Consider the following 14760-nt stretch of genomic DNA (forward strand, 5'->3'; position numbering starts at 1 on the left):
GAACGACCGGCCCTTCGTGGGCCGGTTTTTTTTGCCCGCACGTCGGGCGTCGACGAGTGACCCTAAAGATTCTCCCCTGCCCTGCCGAAACACTCTGCAAGGCAAGTCGTGCCATCTTCTCATTGTCCCTTTGACTGCCATCAGCGGATTGCCAATACTCAGGGCACGTTGAGGCCAAGCGCACGGTACAAGGAATCACGCTTTGAAGCTGGAACTCAAGCACAGCTTGTCGGTGAAACTGCTCAGGTTCGTCCTGCTCTCGGCGCTGATTGTCGGAGTCGCGCTCAGCTGCGCGCAGATCGTCTTCGACATCTACAAGACCCGCCAGGCCGTGTCGAGCGACGCCGAGCGCATCCTCAACATGTTCCGCGACCCTTCGACCCAGGCCGTCTACAGTCTTGACCGGGAAATGGGCATGCAGGTCATCGAAGGCCTGTTCCAGGATCAGGCCGTGCGCAAGGCCTCCATCGGCCACCCCAATGAACCGATGCTGGCAGAAAAGTCGCGCCCGCTGGAAGCCTCCGGCAGCCGCTGGCTGACCGACCTGATTCTGGGTGCAGAACGCACCTTCACCACCCAGCTGGTGGGCCGCAGCCCCTACAGCGAGTACTACGGCGACCTGAGCATCACCCTCGACACCGCCAGTTATGGCCAGGCGTTCCTGATGAGCTCGGTGATCATCTTCATCTCGGGGATGCTGCGCGCACTGGCCATGGGCCTGGTGCTGTACCTGATCTACCACTGGATGCTGACCAAGCCGCTGACGCGGATCATCGAACACCTGACCCAGATCAACCCCGACCGCCCCAGCGAGCACAAGCTGCCGGCGCTCAAGGGCCACGAGAAGAACGAGCTGGGACTGTGGATCGACACCGCCAACCAACTGCTCGAATCCATCGAGCGCAACACCCACCTGCGCCATCAGGCCGAGGACAGCCTGCAGCGCATGGCCCAGTACGACTTCCTTACCGGCCTGCCCAACCGCCAGCAGTTGCAGACCCAGCTGGACAAGATCCTCATCGACGCCGGCCGGCGCCAACGCAGTGTCGCGGTGTTGTGCGTCGGCCTGGACGACTTCAAGGGCATCAACGAGCAGTTCAGCTACCAGATCGGCGACCAGCTGCTGCTGGCCCTGGCCGACCGCCTGCGCAGCCACAGCGGTCGCCTCGGCGCCCTGGCGCGGCTGGGCGGCGATCAGTTCGCTCTGGTGCAGGCCGATATCGAACAGCCCTACGAAGCGGCAGAGCTGGCGCAGAACATCCTCGACGACCTGGAGGCGGCCTTCGCCCTGGAGCCCCACGAGATCCGCCTGCGGGCCACCATCGGCATCACCCTGTTCCCGGAAGACGGCGACAGCACCGAGAAACTGCTGCAAAAAGCCGAACAGACCATGACCCTGGCCAAGACCCGTTCGCGCAATCGCTATCAGTTCTATATCGCCAGCGTCGACAGCGAAATGCGCCGCCGCCGCGAACTGGAAAAAGACCTGCGCGACGCCCTGGTGCGCAACCAGCTGTTTCTGGTGTACCAGCCGCAGATCAGCTACCTGGACCACCGGGTGGTCGGGGTCGAGGCCCTGCTGCGCTGGCAGCATCCGGAACACGGGCTGGTGCCACCTGACCAGTTCATTCCGCTGGCCGAGCAGAACGGCTGCATCATCGCCATTGGCGAATGGGTGCTGGACCAGGCCTGCCGGCAGCTGCGCGAGTGGCACGACATGGGCTTCACCGAACTGCGCATGGCGGTGAACCTGTCCACCGTGCAGCTGCACCACAACGAACTGCCGCGGGTCATCAACAACCTCATGCAGCGTTACCGCCTGCCGCCGCGCAGTCTGGAGCTGGAAGTCACCGAGACCGGCCTGATGGAAGACATCAGCACCGCCGCCCAGCACCTGCTGAGCCTGCGCCGCTCCGGAGCGCTGATCGCCATCGACGACTTCGGTACCGGCTACTCGTCGCTCAGCTATCTCAAGTCATTGCCGCTGGACAAGATCAAGATCGACAAGAGCTTCGTGCAGGACGTGCTGCAGGACGAAGACGACGCCACCATCGTGCGCGCCATCATCCAGCTGGGCAAAAGTTTGAACATGCAGGTGATCGCCGAAGGGGTGGAAACTGTCGAGCAGGAGGCCTATATCCTTGCCGAGGGCTGCCACGAAGGCCAGGGCTACCTCTACAGCAAGCCACTACCTGTGCGTGAAGTGACCGCGTTTCTCAGGCAGGCAGAGCGGGTGCGCGCCCCTTCGTTGTCGAGTCCCTGAAGGCCAAAAAAGCTCGGGGGCCCGGCCCCCTCCCACGTCAGATGCAGGAGGGGGCCACGCCCCCAAGCGTCTTGCCACCGATGCCTCAGCCCTTGGTCCGGCTGCCCTGCACCAGGCTGTACATGAACAGCAGCACATCCCGGTCAGGCTTGGCCGTCGGGTTGGCCTTGGCCATTCGCGGCGCAGCGCTGCCCTGACCACCATCGGCACTGACGATCCGGGCGTGCGGTTCATCCCAGGCCGCTGCCGCCGCTGTGGCGACACCCAGCGCGGCAAGCAAAAACACACTTCGAGCGATTTCTAACTTCATGACTACAACCCCTTGATAGCGCTGCCAAACGCTGCCTCATAAAAGTAGAGGAACTTCTGCCAGTCCGCATCGCTGAACGACGAATGGCGACGTAGTTGCTTGATGTCATGCTGGGCGGCGTGCTGCGGGGTCAGGCGCTGGCGGCACTTCTCCAGATCGAGCAGGGCCACCTCGCCACAGGCCGCCTCGCCCTCGCCGGTCACCCGTACGAAGACATGCTTGATGTACAGGCAACTGTGCTGCCAACGGCCTTTGTGCATGCGCGCCAGGTTCTGCGCCAGATCCTGCAGGATCTGCTCATGGACCTTCTCGCCATGGCGCTCGCGGCCGCCCCCGGCATACCAGTGCTCGATCTCCTGGAAGCCATCCAGCGCCGCGGTGACCAGCAGTGCTCGCCATTGGTGCTCGGGGTCGCGCTGGGCCCCGCAGAAGACCATGCGCGGCACCCGTACATTCAAGGCGTGCAGGCCGTTCAGCGCGTCGCGTTCGCGCAATACCGTGGGCCGCCCGAACGGGTGCAGCCAGCTGCGATAGATATGGCCGGTCTGGCGCTTGGCGTAGAGCAGCTCACCGTTGCCGGCGTGGATACGCTGCACGCCGCTTTCGCCGCCGCGTCTTACGTTGGGCTCTTCCACCCATTCGCCGCGCTGTGCCCAAAAGTACTCGAAGCGCTGGTCCGCCGTAGCGCCGCTTTCAGTTGCACGGTTTGCCGCCATAAAAATCATCCCTTACGCAGTAGGTACACTCGCCACATGGCGTAGAGCGGCAAAAAATCGAGCCGCTGCTGAATTTTGAAACCCGCCCTTACAAACTCATCTTCGACGGTAGCGGTTGGTAACACAAATCGGTTCTGGTAACCCTCCTGGCCGCGCGAGCGCTCGGCTCGACGTCGCTTCCAGGCCTTGAAATTGCCATCGACCCATAACGAGACAATGACGCTGTCGCGGCTCACCCGGTGGAATTCCTTGAGCATTTGCGCGCGATGTCCAGCTTCGCCGATGTGATGCAGCAGGCGCATGCTGAAGATGCAGTCGACGGCGTTGTCGGGCAGGTCGATGGCGAAGGCAGAAGTCTGCAAAGGCCGTACCCGTTTTACTATTTCGGCTGGCTGCATGGCGCAGGCTGTCTGCACCATGGCTGCGGAATTGTCAGCGCCGATGATCACGCGACCGGACTTTTCTGCCAGCAGCGGCCAGAAACGCCCGGCGCCACAGGGCAGGTCGAGCACCAGCCCTGGGTCGCCGGCCAGGCTCAAGGCCTTGCGCGCCAGCTGCACGTCGCGCAGATGGGACATCCGCCGAGCGAATCCATTCTGGTGCTTGCGAAAATATTTTTGCGCATGGGCTTGGTCATATTTGCCGGAAAATTCCAGCTGCACAGGATCGTCCATGGGGGATCTCCAATTAGGTATCCCCGAAGGATGGATGAAGGCCTGTGATCTGCACGTTAGAGCGGCGTGAAAAAACCGTGAGTACCTATTTCATACATTTCTAAATATTTCAATACACGGGCTCGCCAGCAACATGAAACATCACTCAGCCGCAGGCCCACCCGGTACCAGGTTGACCCGGAAACAGCAGCCATGGGGTTCGCGCTCGCTCAGGTCGACCTGCCAGCCCTGGTCTTCGCAGATCCGCTGCACCAGCGAAAGACCCAGGCCCAGGCCTTCGCCGCGCTTCTCGGTGCCGCGCACGAACGGCTGGAACATGGCTTCGCGTTTCTCTTCGGGGATGCCGACGCCACTGTCTTCGACCGTAAAGCCTTGGTGAGTGAGGGTGAGGCGGATGAAACCCTGCTCGGTGTAGTGCATGGCATTGCGGATCAGGTTGCCCATTACCGTCAGCAGGAACGTGGCGTTGTACCGCCCACCGCCAGCGGCGGCATCGACGTACTCCAGGCGCAGGCCCTTGGCCTCGATCGGCGAGCGCCACAGTTGCAGCAAGTCTTCGGCGACCTGCTCCAGGGTAGTCTGGGCTGTCAGGTCGGTGTCATCGCGCTGGGCCCGGGCCAGCATCAGGAAAGTCTGGACCAGCTCGCGCATCTCTTCGCAGGCGCGCGCGATACGCTCCACCTGGTTGCGCGCACGGGCTTCCAGTGCAGGGTTTTCCAGGAGCAGTTCGCAGGAGGTGGCCAGCACCATCAGCGGCGTGCGCAATTCGTGGCTGACGTCGCTGGTGAAGAGCCGCTCGCGGCTCAGGGCGTCGCGCAGGCGGCCCAGGGTGGCGTCGAACGCCACCGCCAGCTCACCCACCTCGTCGGCGGCGTAGTCGGGGGCCAGGGGCGGCGCCAGGCCCAGCAATTGATCGCGGTGGCGCACCTGGCGTGCCAGGCGCACCACGGGCGCCATGACCCGTCGCGCCAGCACCCAGCCGAGCACCAGTGCCAGCGCCAGGCTGAGCACGAAGCCGACCACCACCACCGCGAACAGCACCCGCTCGCGCTCCTCGAAGTCGCTCTGGTCCTGCAGCAGCACATAGTGACGGCCATCGACGATCTCGACCATGGCGTGGTACGAGAGGTCACCGCGAAACACTTCATGGAAACCCGGGGTCAGGTGGCGCAAGTCCTTGGACAGCTCGTAGTCGCCGGTGCCGCCGGTGTAATAGAACAGCTGGTCCGGCTCGGGCCGGTGCGACCAGTCGAATACACTGTCCATCTGCAGCAGGCGCTGCAGGTCGCCGCCCAGGCCGGCAGAAATCAGCTTCTCTTCCACCAGGTGCACGGTGGCGACGATGCCGACGGCAAAGGCGCCAGCCACCAACGCGCTCATCAGGGCAAAGGCAATGATGATGCGCTGTGACAGGCTTTGCTTAAACTCCATCACGCCCCTCAGCCAGACGATAGCCGACGCCATGCACAGTGTGCAGCAGCGGCTTGTCGAAAGGCTTGTCGATCACCTGACGCAATTGATGCACGTGGCTGCGCAGGCTGTCGCTGTCCGGGCAGTCATCGCCCCACAGGGCTTCTTCGAGCACTTCGCGACGCAGCACATGCGGGCTCTTCTGCATCAGCACGGCCAGCAGCTTGAGGCCTACCGGGTTGAGCTTGAGCAGCTTGCCCTCGCGGGTCACCTCCAGGGTGTCGAGGTCGTAGACCAGCTCGCCAACCTGCAGGTTGCGCCGCCCGCCACCCTGGGCGCGGCGCAGCACGGCCTCGATACGCGCCGAGAGCTCGGACAACGCGAAAGGCTTGAGCAGGTAGTCGTCGGCACCCGAGCGGAAGCCTTGCAGGCGGTCGTCCAACTGGTCGCGCGCCGTCAGCATGATCACCGGGGTGTCGCGCCGCGCGTCTTCACGCAGGCGCTTGCACAAGGTGTAACCATCGATGCCGGGCAGCATGATATCGAGCACGATCAGGTCGTAGTGCTCGGTGGCGGCAAGGTGCAGGCCGGACAGCCCGTCCTGGGCACAATCGACGGTGTAGCCCTTCAACCCCAGATAATCCGCCAGGTTGGCAAGGATGTCGCGGTTGTCTTCGACCAGCAAAATTCGCATTGATACTCTCTCCATTCGCGGCAGATTCCCGCTTGGCTGGCGCAGCTTAAAGGTTGTGCAGGCGGCCGGCCAGAGGCCATCGACAGTTGGGCAGCTTTGACGCTTTTTTCACACGCCATTGACACCCACCCGACGCCCTGGCGCGCAGGCTCGAACGTTGACGTGCCCTTCGCTTCGGGCTTGCGCACGCGCGCTGCCCGAAACCGTTCCGTTAACCGTGGATAGCCCATGCCTTCGACCGACCTGCACCCCCGCTCCCGCCCGTTCAGCGCCAAGCTGTACCTTGGCCTGCCTGTGCTGATCATGATCGCACTGTGCTTGCTGGAACTGACCTCTATCGACATGGATCTTGAGCGGTTGTTCTATAACCCGCTGGAACATACCTTCACCGGCAAGCACAGCTACTGGCTGGAGACCGTACTGCACGACCGCGCCAAGCAGGTGGTGATCGCCATCGGCGTCTTCGCAGCCATCGGCTATGGGCTCAGTTATGTGGTCAAACGTTTGCTGCCGTACCGTCGCGAGTTCATCTTCGTGGTGGTGGCGATGACGTTGTCGACCAGCTACACCAACCCGGTCAAGACCATGACTGGCGTGCAATGCCCTTGGGACCTTACCGAGTTCGGCGGCCAGCAGGCCTACAGCAAGCTGTTGCAGCCGCGCCCTCCTACGGCTGACCCGGGTCGTTGCTGGCCAGGCGGGCATGCTGCCACCGGCTTCACCCTGTTCACCCTGTTCTTCGTGCTGCGCGACCGCCGCCCCCGTGCCGCTCGTGCGGCGTTGGCGGTGGCCTTTACCATGGGGTCGGTGTTTTCCATCGGCCGGATGATTCAGGGTGCGCATTTTCTTTCGCACAATATCTGGGCTGCGGTGTTCTGCTGGTTGATCTGTCTGGGGACTTACTACGTGATGTTGTACAGGCCCAGATCTGTTGCGGTGGTGGAGAAGCGCCGTGCGGCGGTGGTGGTGGATGTACCGGCGGCGGTGATCACCGCCAACTAGATCAAACCGCTCGCTGGCGCTCCCTCTCGGGGGCTGCGCCCCCTCCCACGAGAGCGCCAGGCGCCTTCGTTTGACCTGCTAGGCTCGGCTCCTGATCTGCTTTTGATCTTGATCTGGCTTTTGATCTTGATCTTGATCTTGATCTTGATCTTGATCTTGATCTTGATCTTGATCTTGATCTACCGCGACTTCAGCAGGCCGAACGGAACAGCGCGGGAGTGGTGGCGCGAGGCAGGAGCCGAGCGAGCGCCGCGCGGCCAGGGACGGCCGCTCGGCGCGTACGCCACGGAGCGATGTGGAGTGAGGGAACCCGGAGCGCAGCGTAGGGCCAATGAATGGAGCGGAGGCCTTTTGCTTACTTTTGGGCCTTTCCAAAAGTAAGACGCCGTAAGGGCGGAAAGGTGATTTCGCACCACCCTAGCAAATGGATTAGCTTAAAAACCCAGGGGTCGCTACTGCGATATCGAAGCTTATCCGGCATCTTCAACGCGGCCAAAGGCCCCTTTCGCCCTTACGGCGACTCACTTTTGGAAAGCCGGAATGCCGGACCACCCAAAAGTAAGCAAAAGGCCTCCGCTCCGTTCATTGGCCCTGCGTTACGCTGCGCTTCACTCCGGGTTCCCTCCTTACGCATCGCTCCGTGGCGTACGCGCCGAGCGGCCGTCCCTGGCCGCGCGGCGCTCGCTCGGCTCCTGCCTCGCGCCACCACTCCCGCGCTGCTTCAGTCGGCCTGCTGAAGTCGCGGCAGATCAAGATCAAGATCAAAATCAAAAGCCAAAGCCAAAGCCAAAGCCAAAGCCAAAGCCAAAGCCAAAGCCAGGCATGGCATGGCATGGCATGGCTATGCGATGCGATGCGATGCGATGCGAATCGAGAGGCTGGCGCGGGTTTGAGGTATAAAAAAACCCCGCACTAGGCGGGGTTTTTTTCTTTAGCCGGAAGGCTGGGTTACATCATGCCGCCCATGCCACCCATGCCGCCCATGTCTGGCATGCCGCCAGCCGCAGGCTTGTCTTCAACGATTTCGGCCACAGCGGCCTCGGTGGTCAGGATCAGACCGCCGATCGAGGAAGCGGCTTGCAGCGCCGAACGAGTCACCTTGGTTGGGTCCAGGATGCCCATCTCGATCAGGTCGCCGTATTCGCCGGTAGCAGCGTTGTAACCGAAGTTACCCGAACCTTGCTTGACCTTGTCGACGACTACGCTTGGCTCGTCACCGGAGTTGGCGACGATCTGGCGCAGCGGTGCTTCGACAGCGCGACGCAGTACGGCAATACCGACGTCCTGGTCGGAGTTTTCACCCTTCAGGTCGACGATGGCCAGCAGGGCACGGATCAGTGCCACGCCGCCGCCAGGTACCACGCCTTCTTCGACGGCTGCGCGGGTGGCGTGCAGGGCGTCTTCAACGCGGGCTTTCTTCTCTTTCATTTCAACTTCGGAGCCAGCGCCAACCTTGATCACTGCAACGCCGCCGGACAGCTTGGCCAGACGTTCCTGCAATTTTTCACGGTCGTAGTCCGACGAAGTGTCGGCCACTTGCTGGCGGATCTGGGTGACGCGCGACTGGATGTCGGCTTCAACGCCAGCACCGTCGATGATGGTGGTGTTTTCCTTGGACAGGATCACGCGCTTGGCGTTACCCAGGTGCTCCAGGGTGGTGCTTTCCAGGCTCAGGCCGATCTCTTCGGAGATGACGGTACCGCCGGTCAGTACGGCGATGTCCTGCAGCATGGCCTTGCGACGGTCGCCGAAGCCTGGTGCCTTGACGGCAGCCACTTTGACGATACCGCGCATGTTGTTCACGACCAGCGTCGCCAGGGCTTCGCCTTCGACGTCTTCAGCCACGATCAGCAGTGGGCGGCCGGCTTTGGCAACGGCTTCCAGCACTGGCAGCATTTCGCGGATGTTGGAGATCTTCTTGTCGACCAGCAGGATCAGCGGGCCGTCGAGCTCGGCAACCATGGTGTCCGGCTTGTTGACGAAGTACGGCGACAGGTAGCCACGGTCGAACTGCATGCCTTCTACAACCGACAGTTCGTTTTCCAGGCCCGAGCCTTCTTCAACGGTGATCACGCCTTCTTTACCGACTTTTTCCATGGCTTCGGCAATGATGTCGCCGATGGAGCTGTCGGAGTTGGCCGAGATGGTGCCGACCTGAGCGATGGCTTTGGAATCAGCGCATGGCTTGGACAGGGACTTCAGCTCTTTGACGATGGCGATGGTGGCCTTGTCGATACCACGCTTGAGGTCCATCGGGTTCATGCCGGCAGCGACGGCCTTCAGGCCTTCGTTGACGATCGACTGAGCCAGTACGGTGGCGGTGGTGGTGCCGTCGCCAGCGTCATCGTTGGCACGGGAGGCAACGTCCTTGACCAGCTGCGCGCCCATGTTCTCGAAGCGATCTTTCAGCTCGATTTCTTTGGCAACGGAAACGCCGTCCTTGGTAATGGTCGGAGCGCCGAAGCTTTTTTCGATGATGACGTTACGGCCTTTCGGGCCGAGGGTCGCTTTTACTGCGTCAGCCAGGACGTTGACACCGGTGAGCAGTTTTTTGCGGGCGGAATCGCCAAACTTAACTTCTTTAGCAGCCATGATCATTTATTCCTTGAATACGGGGTCGTAACGGAGTTTCGCAGCGATCAGCCTTCGACGACGGCGAGAATTTCCTTCTCGCTCATCACCAGCAGGTCTTCGCCGTCTACCTTCACAGTGTTGCTGCCGGAGTAAGGGCCGAACACGACCTTGTCACCCACTTTCACGGCCAGCGCACGTACTTCACCGTTGTCCAGGATAGTGCCGGTGCCCACAGCGACGATTTCGCCACGGTTGGGTTTTTCAGCGGCCGAACCTGGCAGAACGATACCGCCAGCGGTTTTGGACTCTTCTTCGCTGCGACGGATTACGACGCGGTCATGCAGAGGACGAAGCTTCATTGTCGATCTCTCCTAATTATGGTTTTCATCGGCCGGTGTGAAACCGGCGGTTGTTTCTTCCGGCGTTGCCGGTCGCGCTCACTCCGCCTCTACAGCCTGGCGGGGCACAGCGCGGAATCATGTCCGATCGCTGCAAGCAGGACCGGTAACCTTGCGGTGACCCATACATGAGGTCGCCAAGGGCGATTACAAGTCCTGTAGCGATTTTTTTTCATGTAAAAAACCGTACAGGCCGACCGCAGCCTAGGGGTCGCGGCGCTCGAAATCGCCTTCGATGACATCCGGCTGGCGGCCCGAGGCTGGCTGTTCGATGTGCACATTGGCACCGCCGCGGGGCTTGAGGTCTTCGCTGAAGGCACGCTGGCGCAGTGCCTGCTCCTCGGCCCGGCGCCGAAGGGTGCGGGCGATCAGGCGGCGAGTCGGCGGCAGCATGAGAATGACCCCGAGCAGGTCGCTGACAAAGCCCGGCACCAGCAGCAGACCGCCACCGACGGCGAGCATCAGCCCCTGGAACATCTGCTCGGCGGGCAGCTCGCCGCGCTGCATGCTCTCGCGGGTGCGCAGCGCCGTGGCCAGGCCGACCACCCGCACCACCAGCAGGCCGAGAATCGACCCGGCAACAATCAACAGCAGCGCCGGAAAGAAGCCGATGGCCGTGCTGACCTGAAAGAACACGTACAGCTCCAGCACCGGGAACAGCAGTAACAAAAGCAGAAAAGCGCGCATCGTGGTTTCCTCAGCGGAAGACGTTTCTTCCTGTAGGGACACTAGGTGAGTCCGCCGAGGACGATTTCAACCTTGGGCCGTGCCCGGAACGGGCCATTCGCTGGCGCGGGCCAGTGAAACCAAGGCTTCACGAACTTGTATCGGCGTATTACAAGGGCTCGCGAAGGGCAACCAGTATACGCCGTGGCCTATGCGCAGATGCAGCCCCTCGCTGTCGATGCCCGTCAGGTGCGCCGGCTCGTGGGTCGGCAGCCCGGCCAACTGCACGTAGTGCGCGATGGCTTTGGCATGGTCGTCGTTCATGTGCTCGACCATGCCCGTTTCGACACTGCCAGCGAAGGGGTTGGCCAAGGTCACGTCGTCGAGCCAGTGGATCGCGCCGAAACCGCCGATGTAGCGATGGCGCACCGGGCTCAGGGTCCAGAAGTCGAAGTCGTGGGCGCTGTGATAGTTGCGCGACTCGGGAAAGTAGCGGTAGTAGCGCTCAGCGGCCTGCTCGATGGCAGGGCCTTGCAGCTTGCGCGCTTCGGCCAGCAGGGTCAGGCGCCCGACCGCCTGCACGTCCTCGGCGGCACGCTCGCCGACCAGCAGCGAACACTTGGGGTCCAGTTGCAGATTGTGAGTGTGCTGGGCGATGCGGCTGATCAGAATCAGCGGCTCACCGTCGGCATTCAGGCAATAAGGCACCACCGAGCCGAAGGGGAAGCCAGGCATGGCCTTGGAATGGGTGGACAGTACGCCGCGGTATTCCTTGAGCAGCAGGTGGCGGGCTTGAGTGGTGGCTGGGATGCTCACGCTTGGGCTCCTTATATAGGGTCGGCCATGCAAAAAACTCGCGGGCCTGGCCCGCTCCCACATGCTATTGCATTCAATGTGGGAGCGGGCAAAGCCCGCGAGTTTTCGGCCGAGATGCCGCTTACCAGGTCAGACCCAGACCCGCGGTATAGCGCGTGGTGTTGAGGTCGCCGTTGTCGCTGCCGCTGACCTGGTCCTTCTCCATCTTCAGGTTCAGCGACGCCCACTCGGTCACTTTGTAGCGCAGGCCGACGTCGCTGGTCAGGCTGTAATTGGCAGCGCCCGACAGCGGCTTGCCCAGCTCGCCTTCAGTGAAGAATTCCACCGTCTTGCCGATCAGGAAGCGGTTGTAGTCCCAGCGCACGGAGGCCGACATGAAGTTGTCGAGCGAGCCGTCGCGGTATTCATAGTCGGTGCGGTTGACCAGGCCGATGAGCGAGAAAGCGCCCAGCTCGTCGTCCCAGAACTGGTAGCCCGGACCGGTACCGACGATACGCTGGCGTTGCAGGTCTTCGATGTGGTCGCGGTTGTAGTTCAGGCGGCCATCCCAGAACCACTTGTCGGTGATGAAGCGGTCCACCGCATAGTCCAGGGTGAAGTTGTCGGTGGTGGTGACCTCTTGCTGCGTCTCGCGGTTGTATTCGCCGGTGGCGGTGTGGCGCCAGCGACCGCTGCGCGCCGTGGTCTTGAAGGCGATGTTGTAGTCGTCGGTGTCGGTGTCGGCGCGCTTGAAGTCCAATGCGGCGTCGATGTTGCCTTTCCACACCAGGTCGGTGATGACCGGCTTGGGTCGGATGATCTGCTGGACACTGGCGATGTCGACTGTCTTGTTCTCGCCGTTTTCCAGGGTAATCTTGCCGTCATCGGCGGCCTTGATGGTCTTGGCCTTCTGTTCGTCGTACTTGCCTTGCTTGACCAGCAGCTCGTGGGAGCTTTCGAGGGTCTTGACCTGCTTCATGTCGATCGGCACCGAACCGCCGTACGAGGTCTGGAGCATCAACTTGCCGCCGTCGAAGACTGTAATGTCCCCGGTGAGGCGGTCGCCGTTCTTCAACCAGACGGTATCGGCGAGCGCGGCGGAAGAAGCACCGCACACGGCGAGGCACAGCAGAGTTCTGGAAAGCATAGGCAAAGGTGCTCAAATTCGGGAATTTTCGGGCATGATCAGCACACCCCGGACCAGAAGGACTGACCCGACGATGGCGCCTGAGTTCCACCCTGAGTTACAAAATGTTTCAGCAGCCGAGCGGCGCACGGCGCTCTACACCGTGCTGGCCCAGGTGCCGGAGGGCCGGGTGGTGACCTACGGCCAACTGGCCGACATGGCCGGCCTGGGCCGCGCAGCGCGCTGGGTGGGCCGCGTACTCGGTCAGCTGCCCGAGGGCAGCACCCTGCCCTGGCACCGCGTGGTCGGCGCCGGTGGGCGCCTGAGTCTGGCCGCAGGCACGGTCAGCGGCGAGGAGCAACGCGCGCGGCTGCGCTGCGAAGCTGTATCGATCATGAAGAATCGTGTGGATATACGCCGTCATGGCTGGCGCCCGGTAGAGCACAGCGGTTAGAGTGCGCGCTTTGTTTTCGCAAACTTGAGGCAGATTTCAGCCCATGCCCCGTAAAACCTGGCGCGCCGCGCTCGCCGCATATGCCAGCCCTTCGACACTCGTACTTCTTTTGCTCGGTTTTGCCGCCGGCCTGCCGTACATGCTGGTGTTCTCGACCCTTTCCGTGTGGCTGCGCGAGGCCGGTGTGGCCCGTGAAACCATCGGCTACGCCAGCCTGATCGGCCTGGCCTATGCATTCAAATGGGTGTGGTCGCCGTTGCTCGATCAATGGCGCCTGCCGGTGCTCGGTGGCCTGGGCCGTCGGCGCTCGTGGCTGGTGCTGGCGCAGGCGCTGATCGTGCTGGGGTTGATCGGCATGAGCTTCTGCGACCCACAGAAGCATCTGTCCTGGCTCATCGCCATTGCCGTGGTCGTGGCATTCGCCTCTGCCACCCAGGACATCGCGGTCGACGCCTACCGCCTGGAGATCGCCGAAGACGGCACCCAGGCTGCCCTCGCCGCCAGCTACATGGCTGGCTACCGGGTCGCCGCCCTCCTGGCCACGGCCGGCGCACTGTTCTTCGCCGAAGGTTTCGGCTCCACCGGCTTTGCCTACCTGCAGAAAGCGTGGGCCAATACTTATATGGTGTTTGGCGTGCTGATGGTGCCTGCGCTGATCACCACTCTGGTCATGCGCGAGTCACCGGTGCCCCTGCGCACCCAGCGCTCGGCAGCGCGCTATGGTTTCAGTCATCAACTGATCTCGGTGGTGGTGCTGATCATCCTGCTGATATCAGTGCCGGCGATGTTCACCCAGCTGTACAACACCGACTTCGCCGCCGTGTTGTTCGACGGCGAGAGCGTGCTCGACCTGCTGCTCGAAGACCGCGCCTTCCTGCGCGCCATTCTCTATACCCTGCTCACAGTGCTGTGCCTGTCTTCGGTAGGCCGCCGCGGCCTGGCGCCGGTGCTGACCCCGGTCAACGATTTCATCGTGCGCTACCGCTGGCAGGCGCTGCTGCTGCTCGGGCTGATCGCCACCTACCGGATGTCCGACACGGTGATGGGCGTGATGGCCAACGTTTTCTATATCGACCAGGGCTTCACCAAGGACCAGATCGCCAGCGTCAGCAAGCTCTTTGGCCTGATCATGACCCTGCTGGGCGCCGGCTTCGGCGGCCTGCTGATCGTACGCTTCGGCATCCTGCCGATCCTGTTCGTCGGCGGCGTCGCCTCGGCCGGCACCAACCTGCTGTTCCTGCTGCTGGCCGACATGGGTCCGAACCTGCAGATGCTGGTGGTCACCATCTCGCTGGACAACTTCAGCTCCGGGCTGGCCACCTCGGCCTTCGTCGCCTACCTGTCGAGCCTGACCAACCTGAAGTTCTCGGCCACCCAATACGCCCTGCTGAGCTCGATCATGCTGCTGTTGCCGCGGCTGATCGGCGGTTATTCAGGGGTGATGGTGGAGAAATGGGGCTACCACAACTTCTTCCTGATCACTGCGGTGCTGGGCTTGCCGACCCTGTTGCTGATCGCCCTGCACTGGCACCAGGAAGGCCGGCGACTGGCGGCGCAGGCTGAGGCTGAGGCTCAGGACTGACAGCAGCGGGTGAACGACTCGGGGGCTTTGCCCCTCCCACCTTTGATAACGATCAAGGCGGGAGGGGCAAAGCCCCCGAGTTTTTTGCTGCCTATC

14 protein-coding genes are annotated in these 14760 nt (G+C 62.4%); 4 read left to right on the forward strand and 10 right to left on the reverse strand.

Annotated features, from left to right (window positions below; genetic code table 11):
• The first annotated feature begins 202 nt into the window (after positions 1–202).
• Positions 203–2263 carry a putative bifunctional diguanylate cyclase/phosphodiesterase gene (locus SFA35_RS21470; protein ID WP_320572517.1) on the forward strand — a complete coding sequence of 687 codons (2061 nt, stop codon included), beginning with the start codon at positions 203–205 and terminating at the stop codon, positions 2261–2263.
• Positions 2264–2348: 85 nt separating this feature from the next.
• On the opposite strand, the gene SFA35_RS21475 is transcribed toward SFA35_RS21470, so the two are convergent.
• The 5 genes from SFA35_RS21475 to colR form a co-directional block, all read right to left on the reverse strand.
• Entirely contained in the window at positions 2349–2573 is a 225-nt protein-coding gene (locus tag SFA35_RS21475) for a hypothetical protein (protein WP_320572518.1), read from the reverse strand.
• 2 nt (positions 2574–2575) lie between these two features.
• The gene (locus SFA35_RS21480; RefSeq protein WP_320572519.1) at positions 2576–3289 is read right to left on the reverse strand and encodes a lipopolysaccharide kinase InaA family protein; all 714 of its coding nucleotides are present in this window, start codon (positions 3287–3289) and stop codon (positions 2576–2578) included.
• Between the two features lie 5 nt (positions 3290–3294).
• Entirely contained in the window at positions 3295–3963 is a 669-nt protein-coding gene (locus tag SFA35_RS21485; protein WP_320572520.1) for a class I SAM-dependent methyltransferase, read from the reverse strand.
• 141 nt (positions 3964–4104) lie between these two features.
• A complete protein-coding gene (locus SFA35_RS21490) occupies positions 4105–5394 on the reverse strand; it encodes a HAMP domain-containing sensor histidine kinase (RefSeq protein WP_320572521.1) in 1290 nt (429 codons plus the stop codon).
• Entirely contained in the window at positions 5384–6067 is a 684-nt protein-coding gene (colR, locus tag SFA35_RS21495) for a two-component system response regulator ColR (RefSeq protein WP_320572522.1), read from the reverse strand. The genes SFA35_RS21490 and colR overlap by 11 nt, the downstream gene beginning before the upstream one ends.
• Before the next feature lie 228 nt (positions 6068–6295).
• On the opposite strand from colR, the gene SFA35_RS21500 reads away from it, so the two are divergent.
• A complete protein-coding gene (locus SFA35_RS21500) occupies positions 6296–7069 on the forward strand; it encodes a phosphatase PAP2 family protein (protein ID WP_320572523.1) in 774 nt (257 codons plus the stop codon).
• 948 nt (positions 7070–8017) lie between these two features.
• Here SFA35_RS21500 and groL read toward each other — a convergent pair.
• The 5 genes from groL to SFA35_RS21525 form a co-directional block, all read right to left on the reverse strand.
• Positions 8018–9661: a chaperonin GroEL gene (groL, locus tag SFA35_RS21505; protein ID WP_320572524.1), complete on the reverse strand. Its 1644-nt coding sequence runs from the start codon at positions 9659–9661 to the stop codon at positions 8018–8020.
• Between the two features lie 47 nt (positions 9662–9708).
• Positions 9709–10002, reverse strand: coding sequence for a co-chaperone GroES (locus tag SFA35_RS21510; RefSeq protein ID WP_213875166.1), 294 nt, complete (start codon positions 10000–10002; stop codon positions 9709–9711).
• Between the two features lie 243 nt (positions 10003–10245).
• The gene (locus tag SFA35_RS21515) at positions 10246–10728 is read right to left on the reverse strand and encodes an FxsA family protein (RefSeq protein WP_320572525.1); all 483 of its coding nucleotides are present in this window, start codon (positions 10726–10728) and stop codon (positions 10246–10248) included.
• A gap of 66 nt (positions 10729–10794) precedes the next feature.
• A complete protein-coding gene (locus SFA35_RS21520; RefSeq protein WP_320572526.1) occupies positions 10795–11523 on the reverse strand; it encodes a HugZ family protein in 729 nt (242 codons plus the stop codon).
• 121 nt (positions 11524–11644) lie between these two features.
• Complete coding sequence (locus SFA35_RS21525) at positions 11645–12649, reverse strand: DUF481 domain-containing protein (RefSeq protein ID WP_320572527.1); 1005 nt, start codon at positions 12647–12649, stop codon at positions 11645–11647.
• Between the two features lie 73 nt (positions 12650–12722).
• Here SFA35_RS21525 and SFA35_RS21530 point away from each other — a divergent pair, with 73 nt between their 5' ends.
• Positions 12723–13082, forward strand: coding sequence for an MGMT family protein (locus tag SFA35_RS21530; RefSeq protein ID WP_320572528.1), 360 nt, complete (start codon positions 12723–12725; stop codon positions 13080–13082).
• Between the two features lie 43 nt (positions 13083–13125).
• On the forward strand, positions 13126–14664 hold the full coding sequence (locus SFA35_RS21535; protein ID WP_320572529.1) for an AmpG family muropeptide MFS transporter: 1539 nt from the start codon (positions 13126–13128) through the stop codon (positions 14662–14664).
• The last annotated feature ends 96 nt before the right edge of the window (positions 14665–14760 follow it).

Origin of the sequence: Pseudomonas sp. HR96, from assembly GCF_034059295.1 — a bacterium.
Taxonomy (GTDB): domain Bacteria; phylum Pseudomonadota; class Gammaproteobacteria; order Pseudomonadales; family Pseudomonadaceae; genus Aquipseudomonas.

Coding starts and splice junctions, on each gene's coding strand:
- SFA35_RS21485 (WP_320572520.1), bottom strand. CDS start 3,963: ATGGACGATCCTGTGCAGCTGGAATTTTCCGGCAAATATGACCAAGCC.
- SFA35_RS21535 (WP_320572529.1), top strand. CDS start 13,126: ATGCCCCGTAAAACCTGGCGCGCCGCGCTCGCCGCATATGCCAGCCCT.
- SFA35_RS21515 (WP_320572525.1), bottom strand. CDS start 10,728: ATGCGCGCTTTTCTGCTTTTGTTACTGCTGTTCCCGGTGCTGGAGCTG.
- SFA35_RS21525 (WP_320572527.1), bottom strand. CDS start 12,649: ATGCTTTCCAGAACTCTGCTGTGCCTCGCCGTGTGCGGTGCTTCTTCC.
- colR (WP_320572522.1), bottom strand. CDS start 6,067: ATGCGAATTTTGCTGGTCGAAGACAACCGCGACATCCTTGCCAACCTG.
- SFA35_RS21530 (WP_320572528.1), top strand. CDS start 12,723: ATGGCGCCTGAGTTCCACCCTGAGTTACAAAATGTTTCAGCAGCCGAG.
- SFA35_RS21510 (WP_213875166.1), bottom strand. CDS start 10,002: ATGAAGCTTCGTCCTCTGCATGACCGCGTCGTAATCCGTCGCAGCGAA.
- SFA35_RS21490 (WP_320572521.1), bottom strand. CDS start 5,394: ATGGAGTTTAAGCAAAGCCTGTCACAGCGCATCATCATTGCCTTTGCC.
- SFA35_RS21480 (WP_320572519.1), bottom strand. CDS start 3,289: ATGGCGGCAAACCGTGCAACTGAAAGCGGCGCTACGGCGGACCAGCGC.
- SFA35_RS21475 (WP_320572518.1), bottom strand. CDS start 2,573: ATGAAGTTAGAAATCGCTCGAAGTGTGTTTTTGCTTGCCGCGCTGGGT.
- groL (WP_320572524.1), bottom strand. CDS start 9,661: ATGGCTGCTAAAGAAGTTAAGTTTGGCGATTCCGCCCGCAAAAAACTG.
- SFA35_RS21500 (WP_320572523.1), top strand. CDS start 6,296: ATGCCTTCGACCGACCTGCACCCCCGCTCCCGCCCGTTCAGCGCCAAG.